The 25,035-nt window shown below is 63.8% G+C and carries 23 protein-coding genes and 2 pseudogenes; 14 read left to right on the top strand and 11 right to left on the bottom strand.

What is annotated here, in order from left to right; genetic code table 11:
• Positions 1–3 precede the first annotated feature (3 nt).
• The 5 genes and pseudogenes from F7R19_RS21605 to F7R19_RS21585 all read left to right on the top strand — a co-directional run bounded on the left by F7R19_RS21605 (position 4) and on the right by F7R19_RS21585 (position 3,190).
• Positions 4–498, top strand: a complete 495-nt coding sequence (locus F7R19_RS21605; protein ID WP_150981959.1) for an arsenate reductase ArsC — start codon at positions 4–6, stop codon at positions 496–498.
• 26 nt (positions 499–524) lie between these two features.
• Positions 525–788 (top strand): annotated as a pseudogene (locus F7R19_RS21600) (arsenic resistance protein); the annotation flags it as partial.
• Positions 789–797: 9 nt separating this feature from the next.
• A complete protein-coding gene (gene arsC, locus F7R19_RS21595) occupies positions 798–1,220 on the top strand; it encodes an arsenate reductase (glutaredoxin) (protein ID WP_150981958.1) in 423 nt (140 codons plus the stop codon).
• Entirely contained in the window at positions 1,217–1,978 is a 762-nt protein-coding gene (gene arsH, locus F7R19_RS21590) for an arsenical resistance protein ArsH (RefSeq protein ID WP_150981957.1), read from the top strand. Before arsC ends, arsH begins: the two co-directional genes overlap by 4 nt.
• 18 nt (positions 1,979–1,996) lie before the next feature.
• Positions 1,997–3,190 (top strand): MFS transporter, encoded by a 1,194-nt coding sequence (locus tag F7R19_RS21585; RefSeq protein WP_150981956.1) that lies wholly within the window; start codon positions 1,997–1,999, stop codon positions 3,188–3,190.
• A 35-nt stretch (positions 3,191–3,225) separates the two neighbouring features.
• Here the strand turns inward: F7R19_RS21585 and F7R19_RS30255 are convergent, their stop codons facing one another.
• The 4 genes from F7R19_RS30255 to F7R19_RS21565 all read right to left on the bottom strand — a co-directional run bounded on the left by F7R19_RS30255 (position 3,226) and on the right by F7R19_RS21565 (position 6,696).
• Entirely contained in the window at positions 3,226–3,441 is a 216-nt protein-coding gene (locus tag F7R19_RS30255; protein ID WP_150981955.1) for a GDCCVxC domain-containing (seleno)protein, read from the bottom strand.
• A gap of 54 nt (positions 3,442–3,495) precedes the next feature.
• The gene (locus F7R19_RS21575) at positions 3,496–4,143 is read right to left on the bottom strand and encodes a hypothetical protein (protein WP_150981954.1); all 648 of its coding nucleotides are present in this window, start codon (positions 4,141–4,143) and stop codon (positions 3,496–3,498) included.
• Positions 4,144–4,231: 88 nt separating this feature from the next.
• Positions 4,232–5,722: a tyrosine-type recombinase/integrase gene (locus F7R19_RS21570; protein WP_150981953.1), complete on the bottom strand. Its 1,491-nt coding sequence runs from the start codon at positions 5,720–5,722 to the stop codon at positions 4,232–4,234.
• Positions 5,719–6,696: a DNA-binding protein gene (locus F7R19_RS21565; RefSeq protein WP_150981952.1), complete on the bottom strand. Its 978-nt coding sequence runs from the start codon at positions 6,694–6,696 to the stop codon at positions 5,719–5,721. The genes F7R19_RS21570 and F7R19_RS21565 overlap by 4 nt, the downstream gene beginning before the upstream one ends.
• Positions 6,697–7,006: 310 nt before the next feature.
• Between F7R19_RS21565 and F7R19_RS21560 the strand changes: the two are divergent.
• The 3 genes and pseudogenes from F7R19_RS21560 to F7R19_RS21550 all read left to right on the top strand — a co-directional run.
• A pseudogene (locus F7R19_RS21560) lies at positions 7,007–7,342 on the top strand (copper-binding protein); the annotation flags it as partial.
• Complete coding sequence (locus F7R19_RS21555) at positions 7,339–10,512, top strand: efflux RND transporter permease subunit (RefSeq protein ID WP_150981950.1); 3,174 nt, start codon at positions 7,339–7,341, stop codon at positions 10,510–10,512. The pseudogene F7R19_RS21560 and the gene F7R19_RS21555, both read left to right, overlap by 4 nt.
• Positions 10,509–10,847 (top strand): copper-binding protein, encoded by a 339-nt coding sequence (locus F7R19_RS21550; protein ID WP_150981949.1) that lies wholly within the window; start codon positions 10,509–10,511, stop codon positions 10,845–10,847. Before F7R19_RS21555 ends, F7R19_RS21550 begins: the two co-directional genes overlap by 4 nt.
• A gap of 1,136 nt (positions 10,848–11,983) precedes the next feature.
• Here the strand turns inward: F7R19_RS21550 and F7R19_RS29845 are convergent.
• Positions 11,984–12,205 (bottom strand): hypothetical protein, encoded by a 222-nt coding sequence (locus F7R19_RS29845; protein ID WP_170292629.1) that lies wholly within the window; start codon positions 12,203–12,205, stop codon positions 11,984–11,986.
• Between the two features lie 237 nt (positions 12,206–12,442).
• On the opposite strand from F7R19_RS29845, the gene F7R19_RS21540 reads away from it, so the two are divergent.
• The 4 genes from F7R19_RS21540 to F7R19_RS21525 all read left to right on the top strand — a co-directional run bounded on the left by F7R19_RS21540 (position 12,443) and on the right by F7R19_RS21525 (position 16,384).
• Positions 12,443–12,838 (top strand): DUF305 domain-containing protein, encoded by a 396-nt coding sequence (locus F7R19_RS21540; protein WP_150981948.1) that lies wholly within the window; start codon positions 12,443–12,445, stop codon positions 12,836–12,838.
• 428 nt (positions 12,839–13,266) lie between these two features.
• Positions 13,267–13,548, top strand: coding sequence for a hypothetical protein (locus F7R19_RS21535; protein ID WP_150981947.1), 282 nt, complete (start codon positions 13,267–13,269; stop codon positions 13,546–13,548).
• 510 nt (positions 13,549–14,058) lie between these two features.
• Positions 14,059–14,280 carry a heavy-metal-associated domain-containing protein gene (locus tag F7R19_RS21530; RefSeq protein WP_211922770.1) on the top strand — a complete coding sequence of 74 codons (222 nt, stop codon included), beginning with the start codon at positions 14,059–14,061 and terminating at the stop codon, positions 14,278–14,280.
• 76 nt (positions 14,281–14,356) lie between these two features.
• On the top strand, positions 14,357–16,384 hold the full coding sequence (locus tag F7R19_RS21525) for a heavy metal translocating P-type ATPase (protein ID WP_150981946.1): 2,028 nt from the start codon (positions 14,357–14,359) through the stop codon (positions 16,382–16,384).
• A gap of 310 nt (positions 16,385–16,694) precedes the next feature.
• On the opposite strand, the gene merA is transcribed toward F7R19_RS21525, so the two are convergent.
• From merA to merT, 4 genes are read right to left on the bottom strand one after another with little or no spacing between them, the layout of a single operon-like run.
• Positions 16,695–18,377 (bottom strand): mercury(II) reductase, encoded by a 1,683-nt coding sequence (merA, locus tag F7R19_RS21515; protein ID WP_150981945.1) that lies wholly within the window; start codon positions 18,375–18,377, stop codon positions 16,695–16,697.
• 39 nt (positions 18,378–18,416) lie between these two features.
• On the bottom strand, positions 18,417–18,788 hold the full coding sequence (gene merC / locus F7R19_RS21510; RefSeq protein ID WP_150981944.1) for an organomercurial transporter MerC: 372 nt from the start codon (positions 18,786–18,788) through the stop codon (positions 18,417–18,419).
• Between the two features lie 28 nt (positions 18,789–18,816).
• Entirely contained in the window at positions 18,817–19,092 is a 276-nt protein-coding gene (gene merP, locus F7R19_RS21505) for a mercury resistance system periplasmic binding protein MerP (protein WP_150981943.1), read from the bottom strand.
• A gap of 13 nt (positions 19,093–19,105) precedes the next feature.
• Entirely contained in the window at positions 19,106–19,456 is a 351-nt protein-coding gene (gene merT, locus F7R19_RS21500; protein ID WP_150981942.1) for a mercuric ion transporter MerT, read from the bottom strand.
• A gap of 71 nt (positions 19,457–19,527) precedes the next feature.
• Between merT and merR the strand changes: the two genes are divergently transcribed.
• Entirely contained in the window at positions 19,528–19,953 is a 426-nt protein-coding gene (gene merR, locus F7R19_RS21495; RefSeq protein ID WP_150981941.1) for an Hg(II)-responsive transcriptional regulator, read from the top strand.
• A 103-nt stretch (positions 19,954–20,056) separates the two neighbouring features.
• Here the strand turns inward: merR and tnpC are convergent, their stop codons facing one another.
• Both tnpC and F7R19_RS21485 read right to left on the bottom strand, forming a co-directional pair.
• Positions 20,057–20,401, bottom strand: coding sequence for a Tn3 family transposase post-transcriptional regulator TnpC (gene tnpC / locus F7R19_RS21490; RefSeq protein WP_150981940.1), 345 nt, complete (start codon positions 20,399–20,401; stop codon positions 20,057–20,059).
• Positions 20,394–23,393 (bottom strand): Tn3 family transposase, encoded by a 3,000-nt coding sequence (locus tag F7R19_RS21485; protein WP_150981939.1) that lies wholly within the window; start codon positions 23,391–23,393, stop codon positions 20,394–20,396. Before F7R19_RS21485 ends, tnpC begins: the two co-directional genes overlap by 8 nt.
• Before the next feature lie 691 nt (positions 23,394–24,084).
• Between F7R19_RS21485 and F7R19_RS21480 the strand changes: the two genes are divergently transcribed.
• Entirely contained in the window at positions 24,085–24,990 is a 906-nt protein-coding gene (locus F7R19_RS21480; protein WP_194946606.1) for a tyrosine-type recombinase/integrase, read from the top strand.
• Positions 24,991–25,035: the final 45 nt, after the last annotated feature.

Below are 25,035 nucleotides of genomic sequence, written 5' to 3'. Positions count from 1 at the left end.
CCCATGACTACCAACGTTTTGATCTTGTGCACCCACAACTCGGCCCGCAGTGTGCTGAGCGAAGGAATGTTGAACCATCTGGCCAAGCAACTCGGCCGTGATGTCCGCGCCTACAGCGCGGGAAGCTCGCCGAGCGGTCGTATCAACCCGTTCGCCATCGAAGTGCTTGGCGACGCAGGTGTCGACGTCAGCGGCTTTCGCAGCAAGAGCTGGGATGAGTTTGTCGGCGAAAACGCTCCGGAGATGCGGGTCGTAATCACGGTGTGCGACAGCGCGGCCGAAGAGGAATGCCCGTATTGGCCGGGCAGCCCCGTGAAAGTGCACTGGGGTTATCCGGATCCCTCGAACACCGAAGGTGGGGACGCGAAGAAGCGTCAGGCCTTCGAACTCACGCGCCAGGCGATCGGCTATCGGATGCTGCAGTTACTGCTGCTGCCGATCGAAGACATGAGCAACACTGAACTTCAAGAGACGCTGCAACGTCTGGCCGGGAGCTGAGCGATGGGTAGTCAGAATGTAGCGGCGTCCAGCCAAGTCGCAACTCCGGGCTCGCCTACCTACTGAACCGCAAGCTGGGCGTCGCACACTGCGTAGCCGGTCCGTCCAGCCTGATTGGCGCCAGCAACTTCTTCGAGCTCGCTGTGGCTACCGCCATCAGTCTCTTTGGCTTCCAGTCGGGTGCGGCACTTGCCACGGTCGTTGGGGTGCTCATCGAGGTGCCGGTCATGCTGCTGGTCGTCAATATCGTCAACCGTTCGCAGTCCTGGTACGAGACCAAGAGCAACTAAGGAATCCGAATGTCGGTAACGATCTACCACAACCCCGAGTGCGGCACGTCACGCAATACGCTGGCCATGATTCGCAATGCGGGCATTGAACCAACGGTTATTGAGTACCTGAGCTCGCCGCCTGACCGGCAGACGCTGCAGCAGATGATCCGTGACGCGGGCCTGACAGTTCGCCAGGCCATCCGCGAGAAAGGTACCCCTTACGCGGAACTCGGCCTGTCCGATCCTTCGCTGACTGATGATCAGTTGCTGGATGCGATGCTGGCCCATCCGATCCTGATCAACCGGCCGTTTGTCGTGACCGAACTCGGTATTCGCCTGTGCCGCCCCTCGGAACTGGTGCTCGATATTCTGCCCGCGCCACAGCAAGACGCCTTCACCAAGGAGGATGGTGAAGTCGTCATCGACGCGCAGGGGCGGAGGGTCCAATGATGGATTTGCCCAATATCGTGCCGGCGGTGCTGGAAACGCCCGACCTGGACAAACTGGAGCCGGCACACGTCAGTACGCACCCGCCGCGCATCCTGCTGCTCTACGGTTCGTTGCGCGAGACGTCGTACAGCCGCCTCCTTGTGCATGAGGCGGAGCGGATCCTCCAGCATTTCGGCGCGGAGACCCGGGTGTTTGACCCGCACGGCATGCCGCTGGCCGACAGCGTTCCCGCCGACCACCCCAAAGTTGTCGAGCTGCGCAAGCTGTCGGAATGGTCGGAAGGCCAAGTGTGGTGCAGCCCGGAGCGTCATGGCACGCTGACGGCCGTGTTCAAGAATCAGATCGACTGGCTCCCGCTCGAGATGGGCGGCGTCCGCCCGACGCAGGGACGCACGCTGGCCGTGATGCAGGTCAGCGGCGGTTCGCAGTCGTTCAATGCCGTCAACGCACTGCGTGTGCTGGGCCGCTGGATGCGCATGGTGACCATCCCCAATCAGTCGTCGGTCGCCAAGGCGTACCAGGAATTCGACGCCAATGGCCGCATGAAGCCATCGTCCTACTATGACCGGGTCGTGGACGTCATGGAGGAACTCTACAAGTTCACGCTGCTGGTTCGCGATCGCAGCGACTACCTGACAGACCGCTACAGCGAGCGCAAGGAAGCGGCACCTGCCACGGCCACCACACTCGCGGCCGCCGCCATGAGTCATGAGCAGGACGCCCAGGTCAGCGATACCGATACCGGCGAAGTCGAGTAACAAACGAACGGGATGGCCATGGAGCCGAGCAGTAGCGTGATCGCCAGGCTGGGCGTTGCCCAGACGCTGGCTTGGGGGTCGACGTATTACCTGCCGGCCATGCTGGCGACGCCGATGGCGAGGGATCTCGGCGTGTCGGCGCCGACGGTATTTGCGGCGTTCAGTGCGGCGCTGATCGTATCGGCGATCATCGGCCCCTCCGCGGGCAGGATGATCGATCGAACCGGTGGCCGCTCTGTATTGGTGGCCACCAGCCTGATATTTGCGCTCGGACTCGCAGGTCTGGGATCCGCACAGGGTGTTATCGGGCTGTTCGTCGCCTGGCTAATCCTCGGTGTAGGGATGGGTGCCGGACTCTATGAGGCCGCCTTTGCGACACTGGTGGCGCTCTACGGCAACCGCTCACGGGGTGCCATCACCGGCATCACGCTGATTGCCGGCTTCGCGAGCACTGTCGGCTGGCCGCTTTCGACGTACATGGAAGCCCATATCGGATGGCGAGGCGCTTGCTTTGCGTGGGCGGCGCTACATCTGACGGTCGGCTTGCTCTTGAATGCAAGCATGCCGAGAACCTCCGTATCCGGAGAGGTGCTCAAGTCCAAAGGTGCGCCAGCGAAGGTCGAGTCGTCCTCCATTGCCGAGAGTTCTTCCCAACGGCTAGCTTCCTACGCGTTGGCCTTCGTGTTCGCTGCAACCTGGTTCATTAGCACCGCCATGGCTGCGCACTTGCCTCGTCTACTGCAGGCGGGCGGCGCAACGTTGGCAACGGCCGTGATGGTCGGCGCCTTGATTGGTCCGGCTCAGGTGGGCGCCCGGATCCTGGAGTTCGGACTCTTGCGAAAGGTGCATCCGCTGTTGTCTGCGCGCATCGCCGCCGCACTCCATCCGATCGGCGCGCTGGCATTCGGCCTGATCGGTGCTCCCGCGGCGGCATTGTTCGGGGTGCTTCACGGCGCTGGCAATGGCATCCTAACCATCGCGAAGGGAACGCTGCCTTTGGTCATCTTCGGACCCAACGGGTATGGGCATCGCCAGGGTGTACTAATGGTTCCGGCGCGAATCGCGCAGGCTTTGGCGCCGTGGTTGTTCGGAATTTGTCTGGACGCTTTCGGTGCGAAGGCACTTTGGCTCTCATCCGCACTAGGCATCGGAGCCATCCTAATGCTGATGACCATTCGACAAGTCGGCCAGCCCGTCGCAAAGCCAGCGTAAGTCGGCAATGGTCGTGTCTGGCTTGCGAGCTGCGCTCACTGGCGGCAGCAACCTTTCTGCTGTTGGATCGGCGGGCACTTCACAGTACCGTAGGAACAGAAAACGCAGCAGTCACCCGGCCTCGGCCGCAATATCGTGGCGCAGTTCTCGCACTCGTAGAAGAACTGACAGGAGTTCGTTGGCATGACTTCCGTCTTTGTGAACCCACAGTGGGGGCAAGTTAGGACCGATTCAAGCTGCGTTTCGCTCATGGCTGTTGGACTTTTCCTAAACACTCTTCTGCGTTGTTCGTCGCACTGATGTCGTTAGTATGACTCGGTCACCTTTGCCAAACGTCGGGCGATGCGCGAAAACATGGCCGTTACAAGAGACTGGCTCAGAAGATCAACATCGTGATCAAGCTTGTCGAGTTCCTGAACGGAGTAGCCGTTAGACACGTCGGCCGCAAATTCGTTGGCGAGCGCGATCACGCGCGCATTCTGTTCGCTTTGCGTGGCTGCCGACTCTTGGATAGCCACTACGGCAGTGGTGAATGAAAGGTATTGATCCGCGTGAATCGCAAAAATCCGCTGGTCGTCGCTCCCTTTCTTGGCCCACACATCGTGTTGAATCCGGTTGCGCCGCACGCGTACTTCGTCCAGGTTGTCCAGAATCGCGATGGTCGCGGCGAGTTCCGTGCCGCTCAGCGACACCTCGGCGACCTTTCTCGCACCTGTGGTGGCGCGGGCCGCGCTCTTGTGCTTTGTCAGGTGCTTGGCTGCTTCCTCGGGCGTCGTATCGAGCAAGATCGCGAAGTAGCAGTTCAGGTTCACTTCGGCATGCGCCCACGATGCCGCGATCGTCCCGATTTTTTCGGCAAACTTTGGTGACTCTCGAATCAGGTGCGGCCCCACTTCCAGGACGGGTGCTCCCGTTTCATCAAAGATCTGGATCCCGTATTTCTTCCGTGTCATGGTTGACTGGCTTTTTAACCGGCTAAGTAAGTAGAAAGTGCAGCCCGTCCTCGGCCAAAGCAGTACGGCTATTGCCTGCTGCTTGCGCCTACGGCGTATCGGCACCAAATGTCGCATCCACAAATGCCCGCAACTGCGTCAGGTCCGTCCTGGCATAGGCTGCTGTGGTCTGTACGGAGGCGTGGCCAAGGAGCGCCTGGGCCGCTGGCAACGGTACCTGGTGGTCGACCACCAGCGTGCGCGCATAAGCATGGCGCAGCCAGTGCGGCGATGCCTTGCGCAGCAGCAACGCCTGCGCCGGCTCGCGCGCCTGCAGGCTATCGGCCACGGCCGCAAAGATCGCCTTGACCTCCTGATAGAGACCTGCCTGCTGCAGCGCTTCGCCCTTGTGGCCGTGGATCACGGGCAACGTCTCGTGCGCGGGCGGCTCGGCGGGCAAGCCCCGTGCGAGCCGGTAAGTCCGCAATATGGCCATGCATTGGGTCGGCAATGGGATGGCGCGCACCTTGTGTCCCTTGCCGCAGACATAGAGGGTCCACCGCCCGGGCGCCTCGGCCTCCAGTCGGGGCAGTCCCGTCTTATCCGACCAGGCCAGTTCCGCCAGGCGCACGCCGGCATAGCGATACAGCACCCAGATGGCACGCCGGCGCAGCGCCGGCAACGAATCGTCGGTGCTCAATCCATTGAGCCAGGCATCGCACGCGTCCAGCAGCGCGGGCGGGATCAGCCGCGTCGGCACAAAGCCACTGCGCGCGCGGCTGCCGTTGGACAGGCCGGCGGCCGGGTTGGCATACAGGTAACCGGTGGCGTACCAGTAGCCGTAGAGGCTGGCTACCACGGCGAGTGCGCGTGTGCAGGTCGCTTCGGATAGCGGTGGCGAGGCGTTCTCTGTGCCGGCCTCACCGTGCTGCAACGTGTGCCGGTAGGCGAGCAGTTGCTGGCGCGTCAGGGCCGATAACGGCCCCAAGCCATGCAGGTGACACCAGCGAATCAGGCGACGCAGCTCGGCGCCGTAGGCGCGTCGTGTATGGAGCGATCGGCCCGTCCGGTCGCGCAGAAAAAGCGCCAGCGCCTGCGCATCATCGATGGCGCCCAGCGTGTTAGCGGCGGTCTGAGGCTGGGCAAAGCGGCCGGCGCGCGCGAGCCACGCGGGGTCGGCAAGACCGGATGCGGCCAGCCATGGCGCAGCCACCCCCTCCGTTGCCTCTGTGGCGGCCAGCACCGCAGTCTTGCTCCCCGGCAAGGCGGCGCCGGAGCGGAAGCGGCGGCGGTGCGTGTGCAGCAGCCGGGTGAGGACCGTCTCCGGGCTGGGCGCCTGGTCCGCTGGCGCGGCGCGCAGGCGTCCGCGCTCCCAATACTCGACCGCCCCGTCGTGGGCCAGCAGCAGATTAAGCACCGTCGGCTGCGCGGCCTTGGCGTCCGCGAGCGATCCATACCGGCGCTTGATGCGCGTCAGGGTCCAGTGCGCGTACACCGGATGCCCGAGAGTCTCGGCGAGGTAGGCGAGCGCTGCCTCGACCGTGGCCGGTAATGCGCGCGGCGGCACCGCGCCCGTATCGATCCAGTCGGCCGGATTCATGACAGATCGCGGCGCTTGCTACCGGGCTTATGGTCGGGCTTGTGGCCGGGCTTACCGGCCGGCTTGGCGGTCGATCGGCTCCCGCGTGCGGCCTTGGCGGCGGGCGGTGCCGCGGCCAGGGTGGTGCGCAGCAGGTCGTCGAGCTGGGCGCGCTGGCTGGCGGTGACGGCCTTGAGCGCGCTCGCTTCGCCGACGGCGGTCTGGCGCGCGGCACGTTCGCTGGCCAGCTCCGCGTCCAGTCGTCCGCGTTCCTCCTCGAGCGCCGCGATGCGCCGCTCGGCAAATTTGAGTTGCGAGGCCAGTTGCGCGCGCTCGGCGCGCACGGCGTCGCGCTGATGGGCGGTTTCCTGCAGCAGCTGCTTGGACAGCGCTTCGTAGCGCGTCTGGATGGTGGCGATCGCCTCGGCGTGGGTGCGCTCGTCCGCCGCGACACGCGCCTGCACGGTCGCCAGTGCCGTTTCGAGTTCACCACGGCGGGCGGTCTGCGCGTCGGCCCGCGCGCTGGCGGCCGCCAAGGCCGCGCTGGCTTCGGCGAGGGCCGTGTCGCGCGCGGCGAGTTGGGCGCGCACCTCACTGAGTTCCTGGCGCAGCAGTTCGACCCGCAGCTCGGCCTCGGCCCGGGCGGACTGCGCGGCCTCCGCAGTCTGTTGCGCCTCGCGTCGCAGGCGCACTACGTCGTCAAGCTGGACCGCGACGGCGGCCTGCCACAGCGCGCGCATCGCCTCGGCGACCTCGGCGGGAAGCTCGGGCAGGGCCAGGTCGGCCAGGCCCGCGCGCACGACCTCGGCCTCGATGGCATTGAGCGTGCGCGACAGGGTCGCCGGGTCGCCGCCGCCCAGGCGGTCGCGCAGCTTGCGCACCGATACCACGCGCCGAAAGCGCGCCGCGGTGGGCGGTGCCGCGTCGCCGGCTTCGGTCAGCATGGCCAGCACGGTGGCGCGGATCTGGTCGGACGTGGCGGCGAGGCGGGGCATGGTGGTCGGACAGAGGGTGAATGTGACCCTATCTTACGTACGATCCTAACGTTAGGAAAGGCTTTTCCTCGTGGTAATGAATCATGAAAACAGGATAAATGTAATTATCTTGCCAAAACAGGCTGTCGCACGGTCTCGCCGGCGCGCTACTCGGGCCGGGGCCGATCAACGGTCCATCAAGAGGGGAGAAAAGGACCAGTCAGCAAGTGACTGATTTGACTGAGGTATCAGGCGAGCACCGCCCGGAAACCCGCGTGGATGCTAGGAGTGGCTACGCCGGTAAACTGCACGGGAATCAAGGGGACCCCTATCAGGACAGTTCCTGATTGACTCGGAGGCGAGCCTGCGCGGCACTACTCAGCGCATGACCGCGCCCACAGCCGCCTCTGCAGCGCCCGGGCCGGAACATCAAGGCGTTGGGCGAATCGAGGCCGTGACCGAGCAGAGCATGACGATCTCCCATGGCGCCATTCCCTCTGCGCAGTGGGGCGCCATGACGATGGAGTTTGGCGCGCCGCCGGCCGGCATGCCCAAGGGATTCAAGTCCGGGGATCAGGTCAGGTTCCGCTTCCGACTGGATAAGGACGGCGTGGCGACCCTGTCGGCGGTCGAGACGGCCGACACCACTGCGGGAGCCAAGCCATGATCGCCCGACTCATTCTCGCCTCCATCCGCAATCGCTTCCTGGTACTGCTCGCCACCGTCATGGTGACCGCGTGGGGACTTTGGGCGGTACGAAGTACACCGCTTGACGCCCTGCCCGACCTGTCCGATGTGCAAGTGATCATCCGCACGCCATTCCCTGGCCAGGCGCCGCAAATCGTAGAAAACCAGGTGACCTATCCGCTCACCACGACCATGCTGTCGGTGCCCGGGGCGAAGACCGTGCGCGGCTACTCGTTCTTCGGTGACTCCTATGTCTATGTGCTGTTCGAAGACGGGACTGACCTGTACTGGGCGCGCTCACGCGTGCTCGAGTACCTGAACCAAGTGCAGTCGCGATTGCCGGCGGCAGCCAAGCCCGCGCTCGGGCCCGATGCAACCGGCGTCGGCTGGATCTACGAGTATGCCTTGGTCGACAAGACCGGCCAGCATGACCTCAGCCAGCTACGGGGACTGCAGGACTGGTTCCTGCGCTTCGAGCTCAAGTCCCTGCCCAACGTCGCCGAAGTGGCCTCGCTCGGCGGCATGGTCAAGCAGTACCAGATCGTGCTGATGCCGGATCGGCTGCGCGCCTATAACCTGTCCCAAGCCAAGGTGCTGGCAGCGCTCAAGGGCGCCAACCAGGAAACCGGCGGCTCGGTGCTGGAGTTGGGCGAAGCGGAATACATGGTCCGGGCGACCGGTTATCTGAAAACGCTGGACGACTTTCGCCAGATTCCGCTGGTCACCAGCGACGCGGGCATCCCGGTACGGCTGGGCGACATTGCCACCGTGCAGCTCGGCCCCGAGATGCGGCGCGGTATTGCCGAACTGAATGGCCAGGGCGAAGTGGCCGGTGGCGTCATCGTGCTGCGCTCGGGCAAAAATGCCCTGGAAACCATCGAAGCGGTCAAGGCCAAGCTCGCCACCTTACAGAAGAGCCTACCTAAGGGCGTCGAGATCGTCACGACGTACGACCGGTCGGCACTGATCAAGCGGGCGGTGGACAACCTCACCACCAAACTGATCGAGGAATTTGCGGTCGTGGCGCTGGTCTGCCTGGTGTTTCTGTTTCACCTGCGCTCGGCGCTGGTGGCCATCGTCTCGCTGCCGCTGGGCGTGCTGGCCGCCTTCCTGGTGATGCGCTACCAGGGCGTGAATGCCAACATCATGTCGCTGGGCGGCATTGCCATCGCCATCGGCGCGATGGTTGATGCCGCGGTGGTGATGATCGAGAACGCGCACAAGCATCTTGAGCATTGGCATGCCGACAACCCACAGCGCGAACTCAGCGCACAGGAGCGCTGGCGCGTCATTGGCGAATCGGCCGCCGAGGTCGGGCCTGCCCTGTTCTTCTCGCTGTTGATCATCACGCTGTCGTTCATTCCGGTGTTCACACTGGAGGCGCAAGAGGGCCGCCTCTTTTCGCCGCTGGCCTTTACCAAGACCTATTCCATGGCGGCCGCTGCGGGATTGTCCGTCACCTTAGTACCGGTGCTGATGGGCTACATGATCCGCGGCAAGATTCCGTCGGAACAGGCCAATCCGCTCAATCGCTGGCTGATTCGCGGCTACCAGCCGCTGCTTGGCAAGGTGCTCACCTATCCGAAGACCACCCTGGCGATTGCCGCCGTGCTGCTTGTCGCCACCGCGTGGCCCATTATGCGCATCGGCGGCGAATTCATGCCCCCCCTGGATGAAGGCGATCTGCTCTACATGCCCTCGGCGTTGCCAGGTCTCTCCGCAGGCAAGGCCTCCCAGCTCCTGCAACAGACCGATCGGCTCATCAAGACCGTGCCGGAGGTCGCGACGGTGTATGGCAAGGCGGGCCGCGCCGATACCGCTACTGATCCAGCGCCGATCGAGATGTTCGAGACCACCATTCAGTTCAAGCCCAAGGACCAATGGCGTGCCGGCATGACCACCGACAAGCTGGTGGAGGAACTCGATCGGGTCGTCAGGGTGCCAGGGCTGTCTAACATCTGGGTGCCGCCGATCCGCAACCGCATCGACATGCTCGCCACCGGCATAAAAAGCCCAGTGGGGATCAAGGTCGCCGGTACGGATCTGAAGGAAATCGATCGCTTGGCTACTCGCATCGAGGAGGCCGTCAAGACGGTCCCCGGAGTCACCTCCGCGCTGGCCGAAAGGCTCACTGGCGGCCGGTACATCGACGTGGATATCGACCGGGCGGTTGCCGGCCGGTATGGCCTGAACATTGAAGACGTTCAGGCCATCGTCTCCTCGGCCATCGGCGGCGAAAACGTCGGTGAAGTGGTCGACGGGCTCGCGCGCTATCCAATCAATGTCCGGTATCCGCGCGACTATCGGGACTCCATCGAGCAACTGCGCAGTCTGCCGATCGTGACCGACAAGGGGCTGCAGATCACCCTGGCCGACGTTGCGCGCATCCAGGTCGTGCAAGGGCCGCCGATGCTGCGCAGTGAAAATGCGCGGCTCTCCGGATGGATCTATGTCGACATTCGCGGCAGGGACCTGCGCTCGGCCGTGCAGGACATGCAGGCGGCGGTGGCCAAAGCCGTCCCGATGCCAGGCGGATACTCCCTGAGCTGGTCAGGGCAGTTCGAGTATCTCGAGCGCGCTACGGCCAAGCTGAAGGTGGTGGTGCCGTTCACCCTGTTGATCATCTTCGTCTTGCTTTATCTGGTGTTCGGCCGGCTGGATGAGGCGCTGCTCATCATGGGGACGCTACCGCTCGCCTTGATCGGCGGCTTCTGGCTACTCTATCTGCTGGGCTATAACCTGTCGGTAGCCGGGATTGTCGGCTTCATCGCACTCGCCGGGGTCGCTGCGGAATTTGGCGTCATCATGCTGCTCTATCTGAAACACGCTTGGCAGGAACGGCTTGAGGATGGTCAAAGCAATCTCGCGGCCCTGCTCGATGCGATCCAGGAAGGCGCCGTGCTGCGTGTGCGCCCGAAGGCGATGACCGTGGCGGTGATTCTGGCCGGCCTGCTTCCGATCATGTGGTCGCACGGCACTGGCTCAGAAGTAATGCAGCGCATCGCTGCGCCGATGGTTGGTGGCATGGTGACGGCGCCGCTGCTGTCCATGTTTGTGGTGCCGGCGGTGTACCTGCTGTTACGCCGCCGCCAGCTCAAGCAGACTTCCCTTTCCCCCCACCACCTCTCACCTCAGGAGGAATCGCAATGAAATACCTCAAAACCCTCGCGGCCGTCGTGGCCATCCTTACTGGGCCGGTCGCATTCGCCGCGGGTTCAATGGACGGCATGGACATGAAGGCCCCGGCCGCCTCACCACAGGCGCCTCGACCGGTGCCCGCAGAGATCAAGAAGATCGATGCGCAAGCCGGCAAGGTTACGCTCAAGCACGGCCCCATCGAGAACCTGGGCATGCCCGGAATGACCATGGCGTTTCCGGTCAAGGATCGCGCCTCGCTTAGCCAGTTCAAGGAAGGCGAAGCCGTGTCGGTGACCTTCGACAAGGTGGATGGCGCGCCCACGGTCGTGGACATCCAGCGCAAATAATTCACGCCATGCGCGCACGGTTGCGTTGCCAGTGGCCGTGCGCGTCCTGTAGATGCTAGCAACGTCTAGCCGGCCGATGGGCGCATTTGCTCAACGATCCTGACTGGCCAATTCCGAATCGAATCAGACCGTGCGCCGCCCCCCTTTTGATCTGCCACACGATGTCCTTGTTGTCGTCTTATTCGGACTGGCCGCCATCCTAGTTATGCTCGGCCTGTTTGCCTGGTATGTCAGACGCCGACATGGCCCTGCCTCGAGAATGCGCAATCCGCGCGGCGCGGCGTCGCGTAAGCGCAACAGAAAATCGACGAGACGTCGCAAATAGCGGCCACAACGGTTCGTTCGCAGCGGAATGCGATGCAGCACCGGTTCGTGCCTGCCTCGGCATACCAGCACGGCATTTAGAGTGCCAACTCAGCGTCGTCGTCAGTCGGCTTATGCACGCAGGACGCGTGCCAACGCGAACATTACGCGCGCGTCATTATCGTGTAATCAACGCGAGCGCAAACGTTGCGACGGATCGGCAAATTAAGAGAAATCGCGATCTGCCACGCTGCCACTTTCGTTTTGCGCCGTTGCCATCCGCCACGCGAGCGCATGTTCTACTACGTGTCTTTGTATGTTTCGCCATGTGAGCAAAGTCAACCTGACTACTTCTTGATTGAAGCGATGTGCCTTCTACAATGGTCCGCATATCGACGAGAGATCGATGAGGAGAGGCTGCCATGAACCGCACACGGCCCAACGACGCATCGCAGAGGGAGGGGCTGGCAGCCGCGATCACGCCGCCGCGCTCAGTATCTCCCCAGGTGGGGCATCTGTATGGCGGCGGGACTCTTCACAATGTCGGCCCTGCCCACTTGGTCTGTCGCCCCTGGTCGCGCCATCACAGCCAACTTCGAAGTTGCGCTGATGCAGCTACTGATCGACCATCACTACTCCGCCTCGCGCATGACCGGGTTGACTACCTGGTACCGACCCGCGCCGTAGCGGCCAACTTTCGAACAGTGAGGGGACGTCGCCGACCGTGGGTTTTCCGGAGACGCATCCTAACGCCGCCTCGAATGAGATCAAGTCAAATGCTCGTCAGGAGAATCGTGCCCCAGCGCGAAGAGATCCTGCGACTGCTCGCGATGCTACGCAATCGGTACGGCATTCACTATCAGCCCCGAGTCCGGCCGGAGCAGCAGGCCGCCATCGATATCCTCGAACGATTTCAACTGGGCAAGGGCTTTGAGCACGCCTTTCTCGACGTCTTTAGCAGGCACCCCTTCACTTTCCTGGACCCGCTCAATGCCTGCATCACCGGCGCAGATCGGCGGCATGGTGCGCTCATCCAGATGTGCAACGAGTGGCATGCCAAAGCATGGGCATTGACGGCATGCGTGAAATGCTGGAGCGTGACTTTAACATTCCAGACTACCAGCCGTTTAGCGGCATGCAGTCCTTGCAGCCGGTACACGGTAGCCCTCGCGGCCAACATAGCGGGGGTAACTACCTGAAATGGCCGAACCGCACGCTGCGTTCGACGATGTACGTGCTCCTGGAAAGGAGCGGTGCGCACCCAATGTCTTCTTTCTTGCGGAGCATCCATCATGCTGACCCTACAAACCAAACTGCATGCGAATCGCCGGCTTGTTGTGGCGGCTTGCCTTCTGCTGACCGGCATCTTATCCGCCCTCGCGCAGCATGCTGCCGGTGAACACGGTCAAGGCGCCGTGCCAGGCGGCTCCGCCGCACAAGAGATTCACGGCTCGATGGCGCCAGGCATGGACAAAATGATGGCGATGCAATCGTCAGGCAACGTTGATAAGGATTTTGCCACGATGATGAAGATGCACCACCAGATGGCGATCGACATGGCCAAGACTGAGCTGGCAAAAGGCGACTCGAAAGAAATGAAAGCCGTGGCGAATCAGATCATCAAGGATGCGCAACGCGATATCGGCAAGTTCGATCGCTGGTTAGACCAAGGCAAGGCACCCAGGTGACCCTCGCCTCTGGCGCCCCAATTGATCTGAGGAGCACAAGCGGCACAACGGCATCCGGGATTGGTACGCCGGATCACGTTTTCAGGCTTTTTCGTCGAGATCTGTATGCATCGGAAAAAAACGAAGTCCCCGCAGCCTAGGTGCTGCGGGGACTTAAGTATGCTGGACCCCGGGGAGAGAGGCACCAGCTATGGCAAGATCGACGCGCCGCTTACCCGCCAGCATCGATCAGGCGCTTCCATCAAATATAGAACGCACGAGTTAACCGTGATGTTGCGCACGCATTACAACTTAGCAATCGAGCCCGAGCGTCTTCAGTATCCGCAGAACGCCCTGGCCGCCCGGCTACCTTGGCGCGCGAAGCTGCCATCCGGCAGCCGTCTGCTCAACAGGCAGTGGTAACGAGACCACGTTCCCATGAGTCGAAGATGAAATCGTTCAGTTGGCATGGCATCACGCTGCGTGCAGGCATGCATCTTTGGTCCAATCCCAGGCGACGCGGTACCGAGGCCGTGCCAACCGTCATGCGAGCGCCGACGCTGTTTGACCTAGTCGTGCTGGCGGAGCAATGGCCAATCGCCGAACTGGAATGCATCAACGATCTGTTATTGACGCGAGGCGAGATCACCGCCCGTCAGCATGCCAACACACAGGACTTTCTGGATCGTCGCCAATGCGAATCGCGCCCGCATTACTGTCCTCTGCAATAGCGGCGATAGGCCGTCAACGTGCTGCATAAGGCGCATGACGCGCCTCTATGCAATGACTGCACGCTGTCTATTTCTGGATAGGCCTGCCACGATGCCTGAGCATCCCTCAGCACAGCACCCGAGCGCTCATCATCGGCTCGATGAACGCAGTCTTGTCCTGCATCGCCGAGTCGACAAGCTTCAGTGGGAAACGCTTGCGGATTGCGCAAGGCAATCTCTTCCGGTGGCGGCAGCATCTCGACCAGGCATGGATCAACGAGTGGGAAGCGCTGCTCAATGGTCCATTTGACAAGCTCTTGTCCTTCTTAAGGGGAGACCAGCGAGACAGCGACCGGTTACAGCCATCGAGCCCCTTTTGCTGGGGTCTTGTCCCAACAAGAACGATTGGCCGTCTATGCGTCGCACGCGCTTCAATTCAACTTGACGGGACGGCCCACAAGTGGGTGGCCATTGGCTTTCGGCACAAAACACAGGGCCTGTGAGCCTGTCAGTCTCGGCAAGGAGAGACACGTGAAGAACGCCACCTTGAGAATCGACGGCATGCATTGTGCTGGATGCGCCACTATCGTTCAAGTGTTGCTCGAGCGCCAGGCTGGCGTCAAGGCGGTCGAAGTGTCCCATAAAGAGGCCCTTGCGCGCGTGCTGTTTGAGCCGCGAGCGATCTCGGAGCAGGCCCTCGTGAGCGCGGTGGAAAATGCGGGTTATCGGGTCACCGCGGCCGAAGTCTCGTGATCGCCCCAAACGCTGGCCGTGCTGCCGCGGTTGGTGTTGTCAAACGGCTTGAGTCAACCCGCGATGAGGTGTCATCATGAAGGCCGCCACTCCCATTGAATCCGCGCCTCGCTTCTGGAGCGAGGAACCATCCAGCCGGCCGGGGCGCCGGCGCATCCGCGCACGGATTGGGGGGCTGCACTGCTCGCTGTGCACCGGCACGATCGAGAAGGCGCTCGGCAAGCGGCCCGGCGTCGACAAGGTTGCGGTGAGCCTGACGCACGAGCAGGCACTGATCGAGTACGATCCGCGCGTAGCCCAGGCCGAGGACCTGCTGCAGACGCTCAAGGACATCGGCTATACGATCTCCGATCCGCGCAAGCTGCGCCCCTTCGAGGAAGAGGAGGCGGCGCTGGTGCGCGAGGGCCGGCGCTTTGTGGCCGCGGTCGGATGCAGCCTCACGGCGATCGCGCTGGTGGCCAACCCCGTGGGATTCTGGTCAACCTTACTTGCCATCGCCGTCTTCTTCAGCCTGGCCACGTTCCTGTTCGTCGTCCTCAGACCGCGGGGAATCGTCACGGCGCTGGGCGGAACCGCAGGCCTGTGCGGGCTCGGCGTCGTGCTCTACTACGCCAGGTCCCACGGGTGGCTTGTCGAGGCAGCGCCGTGGGTGACGGCCGCGCTGGCATTGGGGCTGGTGTTCGGCATCGGTAATCACATCCTCATCATGGCGGTGCAGGCACTGCGCCGCGGCATTCTCAATCAACACGTGCTGCTAGAGATCGGCGCCTTTGCTGGCATCGTCGGGGGGATCATCGGCCTGATCCTGCAACCCGCCGGCTATCCCACCGCCCCCTTCTTCGCGGTCGCGGTGATGGTGGCGACCTACCACATCTTCTCGGAGTGGCTCTCGCTGATCGTCAAGACCCGGAGCTCGCAGGCGGTGAAGAAACTCCTCGACCTGCAGCCGGATCTCGCGCGCGTGGTGCGCGACAACCGTGAAGCGGAAATCCCACTCGACGAGGTCCCGCTTGGCGACCGCTTGCACGTGCGTCCCGGCGAGCGCATCCCGGTCGACGGCAAGGTCATCGACGGCCACTCGGCAGTGCACGAGGCGCTGATGACCGGCGAGCCGTTGCCAGTCGAAAAGCGGCGCGGCGACGCGGTGATCGGCGGCGCGATGAACGGGACCGGGACCCTGCTCGTCGAAGTCACCGCGATCGGCGAGGAGAGTTTCCTGCAACAGGTGATCCGCCATGTCGAGGACGCGCGCGCCCTGAAACCGGGGTTGCTGCACCTGGTGGACCGCGTGCTGTGCGTCTATACGCCCACGGTACTGGCAGTGGCCGCGCTGGCGGTGGCCGGCTGGCTCGCCGGCTCGCTGCTCGTGACGGGACAGATCGACCTCGAGCGCGCGGTGTTTGCTGGCTTGAGCGTGTTGGTGATGGGCTATCCGTGCGCAGTCGGCATTTCCGCCCCGCTGTCGATCGTGCGGGGCGCGGGCGAGGCCGCGGAGCGTGGCATTCTGATGCGCACCGGCGAGGCGTTTCAAGGCTACCGTCTTGTGAGCTCGGTCGTGCTCGACAAAACCGGCACGCTTACCGAGGGCCAACCGCTGGTCCAGGAGATGGTGCCGCACGAAGCGGGCGAAGACGAGTTGCTCGCGATTGCGGCCGCCGCCGAATCGAGTTCCGAGCATCCGCTGGCCCAGGCGATCCTGGAGGTGGCGCTGCGGCGTGGGATTGCGCCGCCGCAGATCGACGCATTCGAGGCGCTTCCAGGCCAGGGCGTGATCGCGCATATCGAACGCGAGCAGGTTCTGGTAGGGAATCCAACCTTCTTGCAGGCGCGGGGAATCGCCCTAGACGCGCTGGCCGGGCGGACTCGGGAGCTGGAAGAAAAAGGCCGCACGGTGATCGCCGTCGCGAGGAACGGCAGGGCTCTCGGCATCCTCGCCCTCGGCGACCGGTTGCGTCCTGACGCAGCCAAAGCGGTGGCGGCGCTGCGCGCGGCAGGGATCCGGCCGGTGCTGTTGACCGGCGACAATGAGCGCGCGGCCCGGCGGATTGGCGCGGGTCACCGCGATCCGCTACTGCGGCGACACCTACCGCCTCACCACCGCTGACCGGAAGACTCACACCCTCTGGGAATTCAACCTGCGATTCAAGACGGATGGCAGCGCTAATGGCCCGCCGGCCGGCAAGCCTGTGCTCATCGGCGCCGGCATGCAGGGAGACCGCGCCGTAGTAGGCTTCACCCGCCCTGAGGAAATCTCGACTTTCATTCGAAGGCAGTGTCCGTGAGCAAAATGGCCGACTACCCCGAGGCACCTGGAACCCCACGGTGACGCCGCTGCGAAACCTTGGTCGGCGCTGCTGGCGCACGACTCGAATTGCGGGCTTGGCGTCTGCCCGCCTCGAAGTTCCCCTTTCTCGTCATCCGGCGCAACAGGATAGCTGGCTCACGTCTTTACTGAACGTCTGTGCCGCGAGCTTCAGCCCCTCGACCATCGTCAGGTATGGGAACAACTGGTCCGCCAGTTCCTGCACGGTCATGCGCGCCCGGATCGCCAGCGCCGCCGTCTGGATCAGCTCACCAGCTTCCGGCGCCACCGCCTGCACGCCAATCAGCCGGTCGGTACCGGCCTCGGCGACCAGCTTGATGAAGCCGCGCGTGTCGAAGTTGGCCAACGCGCGCGGCACGTTGTCCAGCGTCAACATCCGGCTGTCGGTCTCGATGCCCTCGTGGTGCGCTTCCGCCTCGCTGTAGCCCACGGTGGCGACCTGCGGGTCGGTGAACACGACCGCCGGCACAGCGCTCAAATCGAGCGCGGCATCGCCTCCGGTCATATTGATCGCCGCGCGGGTGCCGGCCGCCGCCGCCACGTAGACGAATTGCGGCTGGTTGGTGCAGTCGCCGGCGGCGTAGATGTGGGGTGCGGTGGTGCGCATGCCATGGTCGATGACGATGGCGCCCTGCGCGTTGACCCTCACACCTGCCGCCTCCAGTGCCAGCTCGCGCGTGTTGGGCGCGCGGCCGGTGGCGACCAGCAACTGGTCAGCACGGATTTCGCCGTGCCCGGTGGTGAGCACGAATTCGCCGTCCGCGTAGCCCACTTGGCTGGCCTGCGTGTGTTCCAGCACCGTCATGTCCTCGGCGCGGAAGGCGGCCGTGACGGTCCCGCCGATGGACGGGTCCTCGCGGAAGAACAGCGTGCTGCGCGCCAGGATCGTGACTTGGCTGCCGAGCCGGGCGAAGGCCTGCGCCAGCTCCACGGCCACTACCGACGAGCCGATCACGGCCAGCCGCTTCGGCAGGATGTTGCTGGCCAGCGCCTCGTTCGAGGTCCAGTAGGGGGTGTCCTTCAGACCGGGGATCAGCGGCACGGCCGCGCTGGCGCCAGTGGCGATCAGGCAGCGGTCAAACGCCACCGCGCGCTCGCCGCCCTCGGTCTGGCGCACGCTCAGGGTGTGCCCGTTCTGGAAGCGCGCCTCGCCGCGCAGCACCGTGATGGCCGGGGTACTTGCCAGGATGCCCTCATACTTGGCGCGGCGCAGCTCATCGACACGCCCCTGCTGCTGGGCCAGCAGGCGCGCGCGCAGGATCGCCGGCGGCGTAGCCTGGATGCCCCCGTCGAACGGGCTTTCGCGGCGCAGGTGGGCGATGTGGGCCGCGCGGATCATGATCTTGGACGGCACGCAGCCGACATTGACGCAGGTGCCACCGATGGTGCCGCGCTCGATCAAGGTCACCTGCGCGCCTTGCTCGACGGCCTTGAGCGCCGCCGCCATCGCGGCGCCGCCGCTGCCGATAATGGCGATATGCAGGCCGCCGGCTTCGCTCCTGGACTTGTCACCGCCGCCCAGCCAGCCCAACGCCTTGTCGAGCAGGCTGCCTTTTTCCGCTGGCGAGGCCTCGGCGAGCATCGCCCGGTAGCCCAGTCCGGCCACGGCGACAGTCAGCGCCTGCGGCGAGGTGCCAGGCTCGGTGGCAAGTTGCGCCATCGCCCTCGGGTAGGACACCACCGCCGACCGCACGCCCGGCACTCTCTCCAAGGCTTCTTTGACGTGCGCGGCGCACGAGTCGCAGGTCATGCCAGTGATCTTCAAGTGGGTCATGCCACAGTTCCTTCTGTCATATAGGCGACGGCCAGGCGATCAGCCGCGCTTGGCCGGTAGTTCACAGGCGTCCGGTGCCCCGCAGCGCTTCGCCGGCGAGAGCAGCGCTTCGCTGCGCCAGCCAAAGCTCAAATACACCGCGGCCAGCACCAGGAGCGGGCCGATCAGTCCGAGCGCGGTCCGTTGCCACTGCCGATGGTTGAGCCATCCGATCCCATTGGCGAGTAGCGCGATGCCAGCGAACGCCGGCAACAGGAGGCGAATGAACAGCCCCTCGTACTGGCTCAGGAAGCCCAGGCCGATGGCCGCGCCCAAGCCGGCGATGGCGGGAAAGCAACTCGCGCAGCCCATCGCCGAGACGATGCTGCCAAGCGCCCCTGCCTTGTTGGCCACGCGCGTGATCCGTCCCATGATCTCGCTCCCGCGTTCGCTCCGGGGCTTAGCGCTTGACGCTGGATGGATAGCCCGCGTCCTCGGTCGCCTTGGTCAGTTTCTGCACGCTGGTCTTGGCATCATCGAAGGTGACGACGGCCGCGCGCTGCTCGAAACTGACGCTGGCCTTACTTACGCCGTCGACCTTGGAGAGCGCTTTCTTGACCGTGATCGGGCAGGTCTCGCAAGTCATGCCCGGCACAGACAGCGTGACGGTTTGCATCGCGGCCCACGCGGGAGCGACGGCGGCGGCGAGAGCGAGGGCGGCAAACAGCTTTCTCATGGCGAACTCCTGATCAGTAGAACCATGGCATGACGTAGGGAAATCCGAGCGCGACCAGAACCAACAGCGCGACGACCCAGAACATGAGCTTGTAGGTGGCGCGTACCTTCGGGATGGCGCAGGCCTCCCCCGGGTTGCAGACTTGCGGCGGACGGAAAATGCGCCGCCAGCCGAAGAACAGTGCCACCAGCGCCGTGCCGATAAAAAGAGGCCGATATGGCTCCAGCGCGGTCAGGTTACCGATCCAGGCCCCGCTGAAACCGAGCGCGACCAGGACCAACGGCCCCAGGCAGCAGGTGGAGGCGAGGATGGCGGCCAGCCCGCCGGCAAAGAGTGCACGGCGCCCGGGTTGCGGTTGTGGCATGCGCTTGGTCTTTCGAATCGGGAAGTGATAACGTAAGCTTACTTCCGTAGTTTTGTACGGAGTCAAGCGGGATGGAACGCAATTTGGAGAATTTGACCATCGGCGCCTTCGCCAAGGCGGCCGAGATCAATGTGGAAACCATTCGGTTCTACCAGCGCAAGGGGCTGCTGCCGGAGCCGGACAAGCCTTATGGCAGCATCCGCCGCTATGGCGAAGCGGATGTGACGCGCGTGAGGTTCGTGAAAGCGGCCAAACGGCTGGGATTCAGTCTGGAAGAAATTGGCGAACTGCTTCGCCTGGAGGACGGCACCCATTGCGAGGAAGCCAGCAGCCTGGCCGAGCGCAAGCTCAACGACGTGCGCGCAAAGCTGGCCGACCTGAGACGCATGGAGGCCGTGCTGTCCGAGCTGGTGTGCGCCTGCCATGCCCGCCAGGGCAACGTATCCTGCCCGCTGATCGCATCGCTGCAAGCGGGAAAAGTGCGCCAAAGGGCGTAGTGGACGCGGCTACGCTGCCCTGGCTCGTTCCGGCTTCTGTTCTGCCGCGTCGTCGCAGCCAGCCTCACATGCGCCGTCTCGACGGGCAAGCGACCTCGCCGAGTCAGCTATCGTCGCCGGGACGAAGCGGCTCCAGCGGGCGCAGCGCTTGCACGGCGCGCTTGAGCAGCAAGATCCAGTCGTCCAGCTCCTCTATGATGGCCTCGGCCTGGTCCACGAGGGTCGGGCCAGTGGTTGGATACGACAACGCGGCGCCGTTGATCAGCGTATGTGCCATGCCGTGCAAGCGCAGCAGATCGTCGCGCAGCCCGGCTGGCTCACAGCAACGCGCGCGGATCGCATCGAGGTGGTCCACCACGCGCAGGATGGTGGTTGTGTCGAACGTGTCCCGAAGCGCTTGCAACGCCTCGGCGTCGACCCTGCCGTAAGGGGTATCGGTGTCAGGCATGGCGAGGCTTGCGGACGGAATGGGCGGGAGCGGCGAAGAGGCTGTCGCGAATCCAGGCTTCCGGCACCCGCTCCAGGTTGAGTTTATAGTCGCCGAAGCGCTTGATGTTGCTGGTGAGATAGGGACTCAGGAAGCCAATGTCGGCCACGTCGACCTTGATCCCTTCCTTCACCATCGCGCGCAGGGCCTGCATCATGTCCGCCGTGTTCTGCAGAATCACGGCCGAGGCGATCAGGTCGTTGTAGCGTAGGCGCTTCTGCTGTTCGTCGGGATCGTTTTCGGCCAGCACGTCACCGCCGAATGAGAACCATTTGGCAAAGCCATTGTAGGACTCGATCTTGTTGGTGGTGGCGGTGATCTCTTGGCGTAGTTCGCGGCTGCCGATCCATTCGAGCAGGAACGCCGTGCGCACGACCTTGCCGAGTTCCTGCGCCGCCAGGAACAGGCGATTGCGGCGGCTTTCCGAGCCGAACCGGCGCAGCAGGAGCGGCGAGGAGATTGTTCCGGCCTGGATCGATAGCGCTACCTGCATCAGGTCCTGCCAGTGGAAGGCGATCAGGTCCCAGTCCACGATGTCCGAGAACAGCCGGTCGATGTGCTTGTATTTGGTGCTGGCATCGGCACGGTAAAGCTTCAGATCCTGCCAGTTGCGGATGCGCGGCATCAGGTTGATGCCCAGCAGATGCGTGAAGGCGAACACTGCCGCCGACTGGCCCTGGGTGTCGGCGTGCACGGTATCGGCCTCCACGCTCAAGCCGGCTTTGAGCAGACCCTCGATCACGTAGATGGCTTCCCACACGCCGGGCGGAATGAAATGCCGGAACACCGCGATGTAGTTGTCGGCCACGTGCCGGTAGGCCACCGCGCCCATCTTGCGGTAGCGGAAGTGGTAGCCGGCCAGCAGGTTGTTGTCGTAGAAGTCGTACTGGGTGCCGTCAGCCGCGACGGTCTTGCCATCCCCCCAGTGCTTGGGCAGGTCAAGCCGCAGATACAGCTCGATCAATTCCCGCTGCGCGGTTTCGAGACGCTCCAGGCTCAGATGCCGGCGGTTGACGAACGACATCATGTGCGGCGTGACCCGATCCGCCATATGGCGGGCGGCCTGGGTGGGCCCCAGGTTGCAGCCCATGGCGAAGATGGTCAGCAGGTAGCGCTCGGCCGCATTGCGGATCTTGGGGTCGCTGCCGGAGAGCGGGCCGAAGTGCCGCGTGAAGTGGGTCCAGTGCTCGATGTTGGCCAGCACGTCCAGCAGATTGCGCGTCGGCATGCGCCGGATCAGCGCCTGTTGCAGGGCGATCGCGCTGGCCGGGATCTCCCTGGCGATCGTCCGCTTGAGCACGGGTTCGCCGTCCTGGCCGATGGTGACGTGCTGGCGCTTGTCGGGAAAACTGGCATCCAGCGTACGAGCCGTGTCGGTCAGCCACTGGCGTAGATGCACCACGAAGTCCTGCGCGTTGGCCGGCATGTCCAGCTTGGCGCAGTATTCGGGCAGGCGCCGTTCGCATTCGCGCCAGGGCAGCAGGTGCGCACGGTAATCGGCAAAGGCATCCGACCCCACCACGCACAAGTCGCCGGAACGCAGCTCGTTGACCATATGCGAGAGCACGCAAAGTTCCAGGTAGCGCCGGTTGGTGGGGGCGCCCTGGTCGTGGGGGCGGCGCACCAGCTTGCGCCAACGTTCCGAGGCGAAGCTCACATCGACGCCGGCGGCGATCCATTCGCGATGCAGAGATTCATTGTCCAGCACCACCGCAAGTGCCGCCAGCAGCGTGCGCGACTGGCTGGTCGACTCCCATTCCAGCACCTGCGCCAGGCGCAGCATCACGGAGCGGTGCGCGCGGAAATGCCGCCACAGCAGCGGCAGGTAATTGTTACCGCTGAAGGCGCGTACCTCGGCGCAACTCTCGCGCAGCGGCTCCAAATCGCCGGACGGCGCGAGGAAGCGGCGCACCTGCCGGCCGATCAGCGCGTCGTCCTGGCCATCGGCGACGATATCGACCACGCCGTCGAGCAAGGTGACCAGCTTCTCCATCTGCGCGCGCTGACGGGACTGGATGCGCTCCATCTCATCGCGCGCCCGCTTGTGGATGGCGCCCATGCGACGGATGAACATCTCCGCGAGATCGTCGCGGGTGCGCACGCGCATATGGTTGAGCAAGGCGACGATCAGCGTGTAGCGCTTCTCAGGCTGGATCTCCCGTAGATTGGCCGCGTCCAGGCTCATGGCCTGGCTGGCCAGCGAGCGCAGCTTCGAGGCTGGCACGCCTGCGATTGCGCGAGAGAAATCGCCAAGACCGTCGAGTAAGGTCAGGTGTTCTATGAGTAGGCTGAGATGCTTGCGTGATGGACGGCGCGCGTGGCGCTTGATGTTGTTGTAGGCCGTCAGGCGGTTGGTGAATTCCCGGGTCAGAAGCCGGTCCAGCCGCTGCCGTTCTTCATCCGACAAGCGCCTTGCGACGCGTCGAAACAGCGCGGTCTGCGTGCGGGTGTGAATCTGCTCGGCAATGTTGTCTAGGGTGGAGAACGCTGGCAGCTCGACTTGGTGCAGGATCAGCGCATCGATGGTGGCGTTGATGATGTCCACCTGCTGGTCCATCGTTTCCGCGGCTTCGCGCGCGGCGCGGATCGTGACCTCGTTGGCATCGGTGCCAATATAGGGCTGGACGCCGAGAAATTCGCGCACCGCCGTGTAATGCCGGTACAGCGTGGGGGACAGCTTGCGGTCATAGCCAAACGCGGCATCTGGCGCCAGACCAGCGCTGGCGCGCACGTGGTCGATCACGACGACGGGAATGCTGTCCAGGTTGGGGAAGTAATGCAGTTGCTGGAAGACCTTCAGCAGCACCAGCAAGCCAAGTCGCGGACCTTGACCACGGGTTGAGCGGGTGGCCCACTCCAGTTCCTCGGCATCCGGCGTGTAGCACGCCTGTAGCTCCTTGGTGGAGAAAACCTTCGGGAAACGCGGGTAGGCGGTACGCTCGACGGTGGCCATACAGGATCTCGGCAATCTCTGAAGGGCCAGCCAGTCTAGCCGAGGATGGTGGCAAAATTCTAGACCAGCGTTATAACTGACGGGAATGTTTTTGCTTGTCTATATAACCCCATGGCTTATGATAGCCGATTGACCGCATCTTGGCATGACCCCGTCCAAGTGGCCTGGCCCAGCCGAGCCAGCAGGGTGTTTCTGGCGGGCGGACAGCACTACCGGCGTGTGATGCGTGCCGCGATTGGCGTGGTTGGCAAGCCGGAGCTTCCCGTCGATGAAGTTCACGGAGGGATCGGTTATCAGCGTTCGCAGCTTGCCGATTTTCTCGAAGGCCAGGCGCCCACCCTCGCAGACCAGATTGGTTGCCACCCGAACGGGCAGCCGCTGTACCGGCGGTTTGGGACCTTTGCAGTCGGCGATCACATTCTCTTCAACGAGCCCGGCCCGGGCAGGCACGCGCTGAAACGCGCCGTCCTGAACGAGTTGTTCGTCGGACCGGCCGGCCCGACCGCATGTGCCGATGTCGACGACATAGTTGCTGGCCGTCCGCGCGTCGTCTCCAGGTGGATATCGCTTGCTGGTGTCCGAAGCCGTGCGGCGGGTGCTGTGGGCCTACCCCCCGCGTTTGCTAGCAATAACCGCATCGAAGATGCGGTAGGGGTTGTCGGGGGACGCAATATTCAGTATATAAATTCTTATGGATACCCTCTGGCACCTTGACCCCGCACGCGCCTACGCTGACTGGCAAGCACGCGAAGCCGCCGGCGCTGACCGGCGACCGTTCGCGCAGCAGTCCATCGTCCAGCATCGGGCAATGTTCGACAGATTTAACCGATACTTGGTCGGCCGCGGGATGACGGTGGCCAACTTCGGCGCTGACGCGCTCGATGGGTTTTGGCTTGATGCCGACGCCACCGCATACTCGCCGGCGACACGCATGCGCTATCTCAAGCTCATCGATCGCCTGTGCCGGCATCTGGTCGACATCGGCATCCGCGATGCCAACCCTGCCAGCGATCTCGTTCGTGGTCAGCATTGGCCTACGGAAGATCCCGATGCCCTCTTCCTTCCCGAAGACGTCGACCAGCGCCTACAGGAATTCGTACAGCCGCACAGCGCTGACTCGCCGGAAACTCTCCAGAGACGTGCGATCGTTGCGCTCTTCCTGGGCGCCGGCGTCACGGCCAGCGAGGGGCGTACTGCTCGATTTGAGGACCTACACCCGAACGCCGCCCCGCCCTACCTGCACGTACCGGCACGTCCGCCGAAAATCTCCCGCACCATCCATCTTGAGCCCTTCGCCATAGCCCCTTTGAGCGCATGGCACGCGGTACGGCATGACTGGCCGGTCGCTGGCGATCTCCTATTCACCCTGAAGCGGACCGGCACGCCCATCACGGACATGAGCCTCGGAAAGATCGTACGAGAGGCCTCCGCCTCCATCGGACAAGATTCCGAGGACATGAGCCCGAGAATCCTCCGCAACACGTACTGCCGGCGCCTGCTGATCCGTGGCGTTGCCCCCGATGCCGTCACGGAGCGGCTGGGCTTGGCCAGCAACAGGACGGTTGAGCGCATTGCCGCCACTCTCGACGGGGCATAAGGCCGAGATTGCCCCCTTGGGAGGACAGACTGCGGCCAGTCGTTT

Source organism: Cupriavidus pauculus (genome assembly GCF_008801835.1).
Classification (GTDB): Bacteria; Pseudomonadota; Gammaproteobacteria; order Burkholderiales; family Burkholderiaceae; genus Cupriavidus; species Cupriavidus pauculus.
Note: the sequence above shows the minus strand (reverse complement) of the source record. Positions and strands in the feature narration are given on the sequence as shown.

What these genes read in the sequence shown, in the direction of transcription:
- F7R19_RS21605 (WP_150981959.1), top strand. Translation starts at nt 4, where the DNA reads ATGACTACCAACGTTTTGATCTTGTGCACCCACAACTCGGCCCGCAGT.
- arsC (WP_150981958.1), top strand. Translation starts at nt 798, where the DNA reads ATGTCGGTAACGATCTACCACAACCCCGAGTGCGGCACGTCACGCAAT.
- arsH (WP_150981957.1), top strand. Translation starts at nt 1,217, where the DNA reads ATGATGGATTTGCCCAATATCGTGCCGGCGGTGCTGGAAACGCCCGAC.
- F7R19_RS21585 (WP_150981956.1), top strand. Translation starts at nt 1,997, where the DNA reads ATGGAGCCGAGCAGTAGCGTGATCGCCAGGCTGGGCGTTGCCCAGACG.
- F7R19_RS30255 (WP_150981955.1), bottom strand. Translation starts at nt 3,441, where the DNA reads ATGAGCGAAACGCAGCTTGAATCGGTCCTAACTTGCCCCCACTGTGGG.
- F7R19_RS21575 (WP_150981954.1), bottom strand. Translation starts at nt 4,143, where the DNA reads ATGACACGGAAGAAATACGGGATCCAGATCTTTGATGAAACGGGAGCA.
- F7R19_RS21570 (WP_150981953.1), bottom strand. Translation starts at nt 5,722, where the DNA reads ATGAATCCGGCCGACTGGATCGATACGGGCGCGGTGCCGCCGCGCGCA.
- F7R19_RS21565 (WP_150981952.1), bottom strand. Translation starts at nt 6,696, where the DNA reads ATGCCCCGCCTCGCCGCCACGTCCGACCAGATCCGCGCCACCGTGCTG.
- F7R19_RS21555 (WP_150981950.1), top strand. Translation starts at nt 7,339, where the DNA reads ATGATCGCCCGACTCATTCTCGCCTCCATCCGCAATCGCTTCCTGGTA.
- F7R19_RS21550 (WP_150981949.1), top strand. Translation starts at nt 10,509, where the DNA reads ATGAAATACCTCAAAACCCTCGCGGCCGTCGTGGCCATCCTTACTGGG.
- F7R19_RS29845 (WP_170292629.1), bottom strand. Translation starts at nt 12,205, where the DNA reads ATGCCACTCGTTGCACATCTGGATGAGCGCACCATGCCGCCGATCTGC.
- F7R19_RS21540 (WP_150981948.1), top strand. Translation starts at nt 12,443, where the DNA reads ATGCTGACCCTACAAACCAAACTGCATGCGAATCGCCGGCTTGTTGTG.
- F7R19_RS21535 (WP_150981947.1), top strand. Translation starts at nt 13,267, where the DNA reads ATGAAATCGTTCAGTTGGCATGGCATCACGCTGCGTGCAGGCATGCAT.
- F7R19_RS21525 (WP_150981946.1), top strand. Translation starts at nt 14,357, where the DNA reads ATGAAGGCCGCCACTCCCATTGAATCCGCGCCTCGCTTCTGGAGCGAG.
- merA (WP_150981945.1), bottom strand. Translation starts at nt 18,377, where the DNA reads ATGACCCACTTGAAGATCACTGGCATGACCTGCGACTCGTGCGCCGCG.
- merC (WP_150981944.1), bottom strand. Translation starts at nt 18,788, where the DNA reads ATGGGACGGATCACGCGCGTGGCCAACAAGGCAGGGGCGCTTGGCAGC.
- merP (WP_150981943.1), bottom strand. Translation starts at nt 19,092, where the DNA reads ATGAGAAAGCTGTTTGCCGCCCTCGCTCTCGCCGCCGCCGTCGCTCCC.
- merT (WP_150981942.1), bottom strand. Translation starts at nt 19,456, where the DNA reads ATGCCACAACCGCAACCCGGGCGCCGTGCACTCTTTGCCGGCGGGCTG.
- merR (WP_150981941.1), top strand. Translation starts at nt 19,528, where the DNA reads ATGGAACGCAATTTGGAGAATTTGACCATCGGCGCCTTCGCCAAGGCG.
- tnpC (WP_150981940.1), bottom strand. Translation starts at nt 20,401, where the DNA reads ATGCCTGACACCGATACCCCTTACGGCAGGGTCGACGCCGAGGCGTTG.
- F7R19_RS21485 (WP_150981939.1), bottom strand. Translation starts at nt 23,393, where the DNA reads ATGGCCACCGTCGAGCGTACCGCCTACCCGCGTTTCCCGAAGGTTTTC.
- F7R19_RS21480 (WP_194946606.1), top strand. Translation starts at nt 24,085, where the DNA reads ATGGATACCCTCTGGCACCTTGACCCCGCACGCGCCTACGCTGACTGG.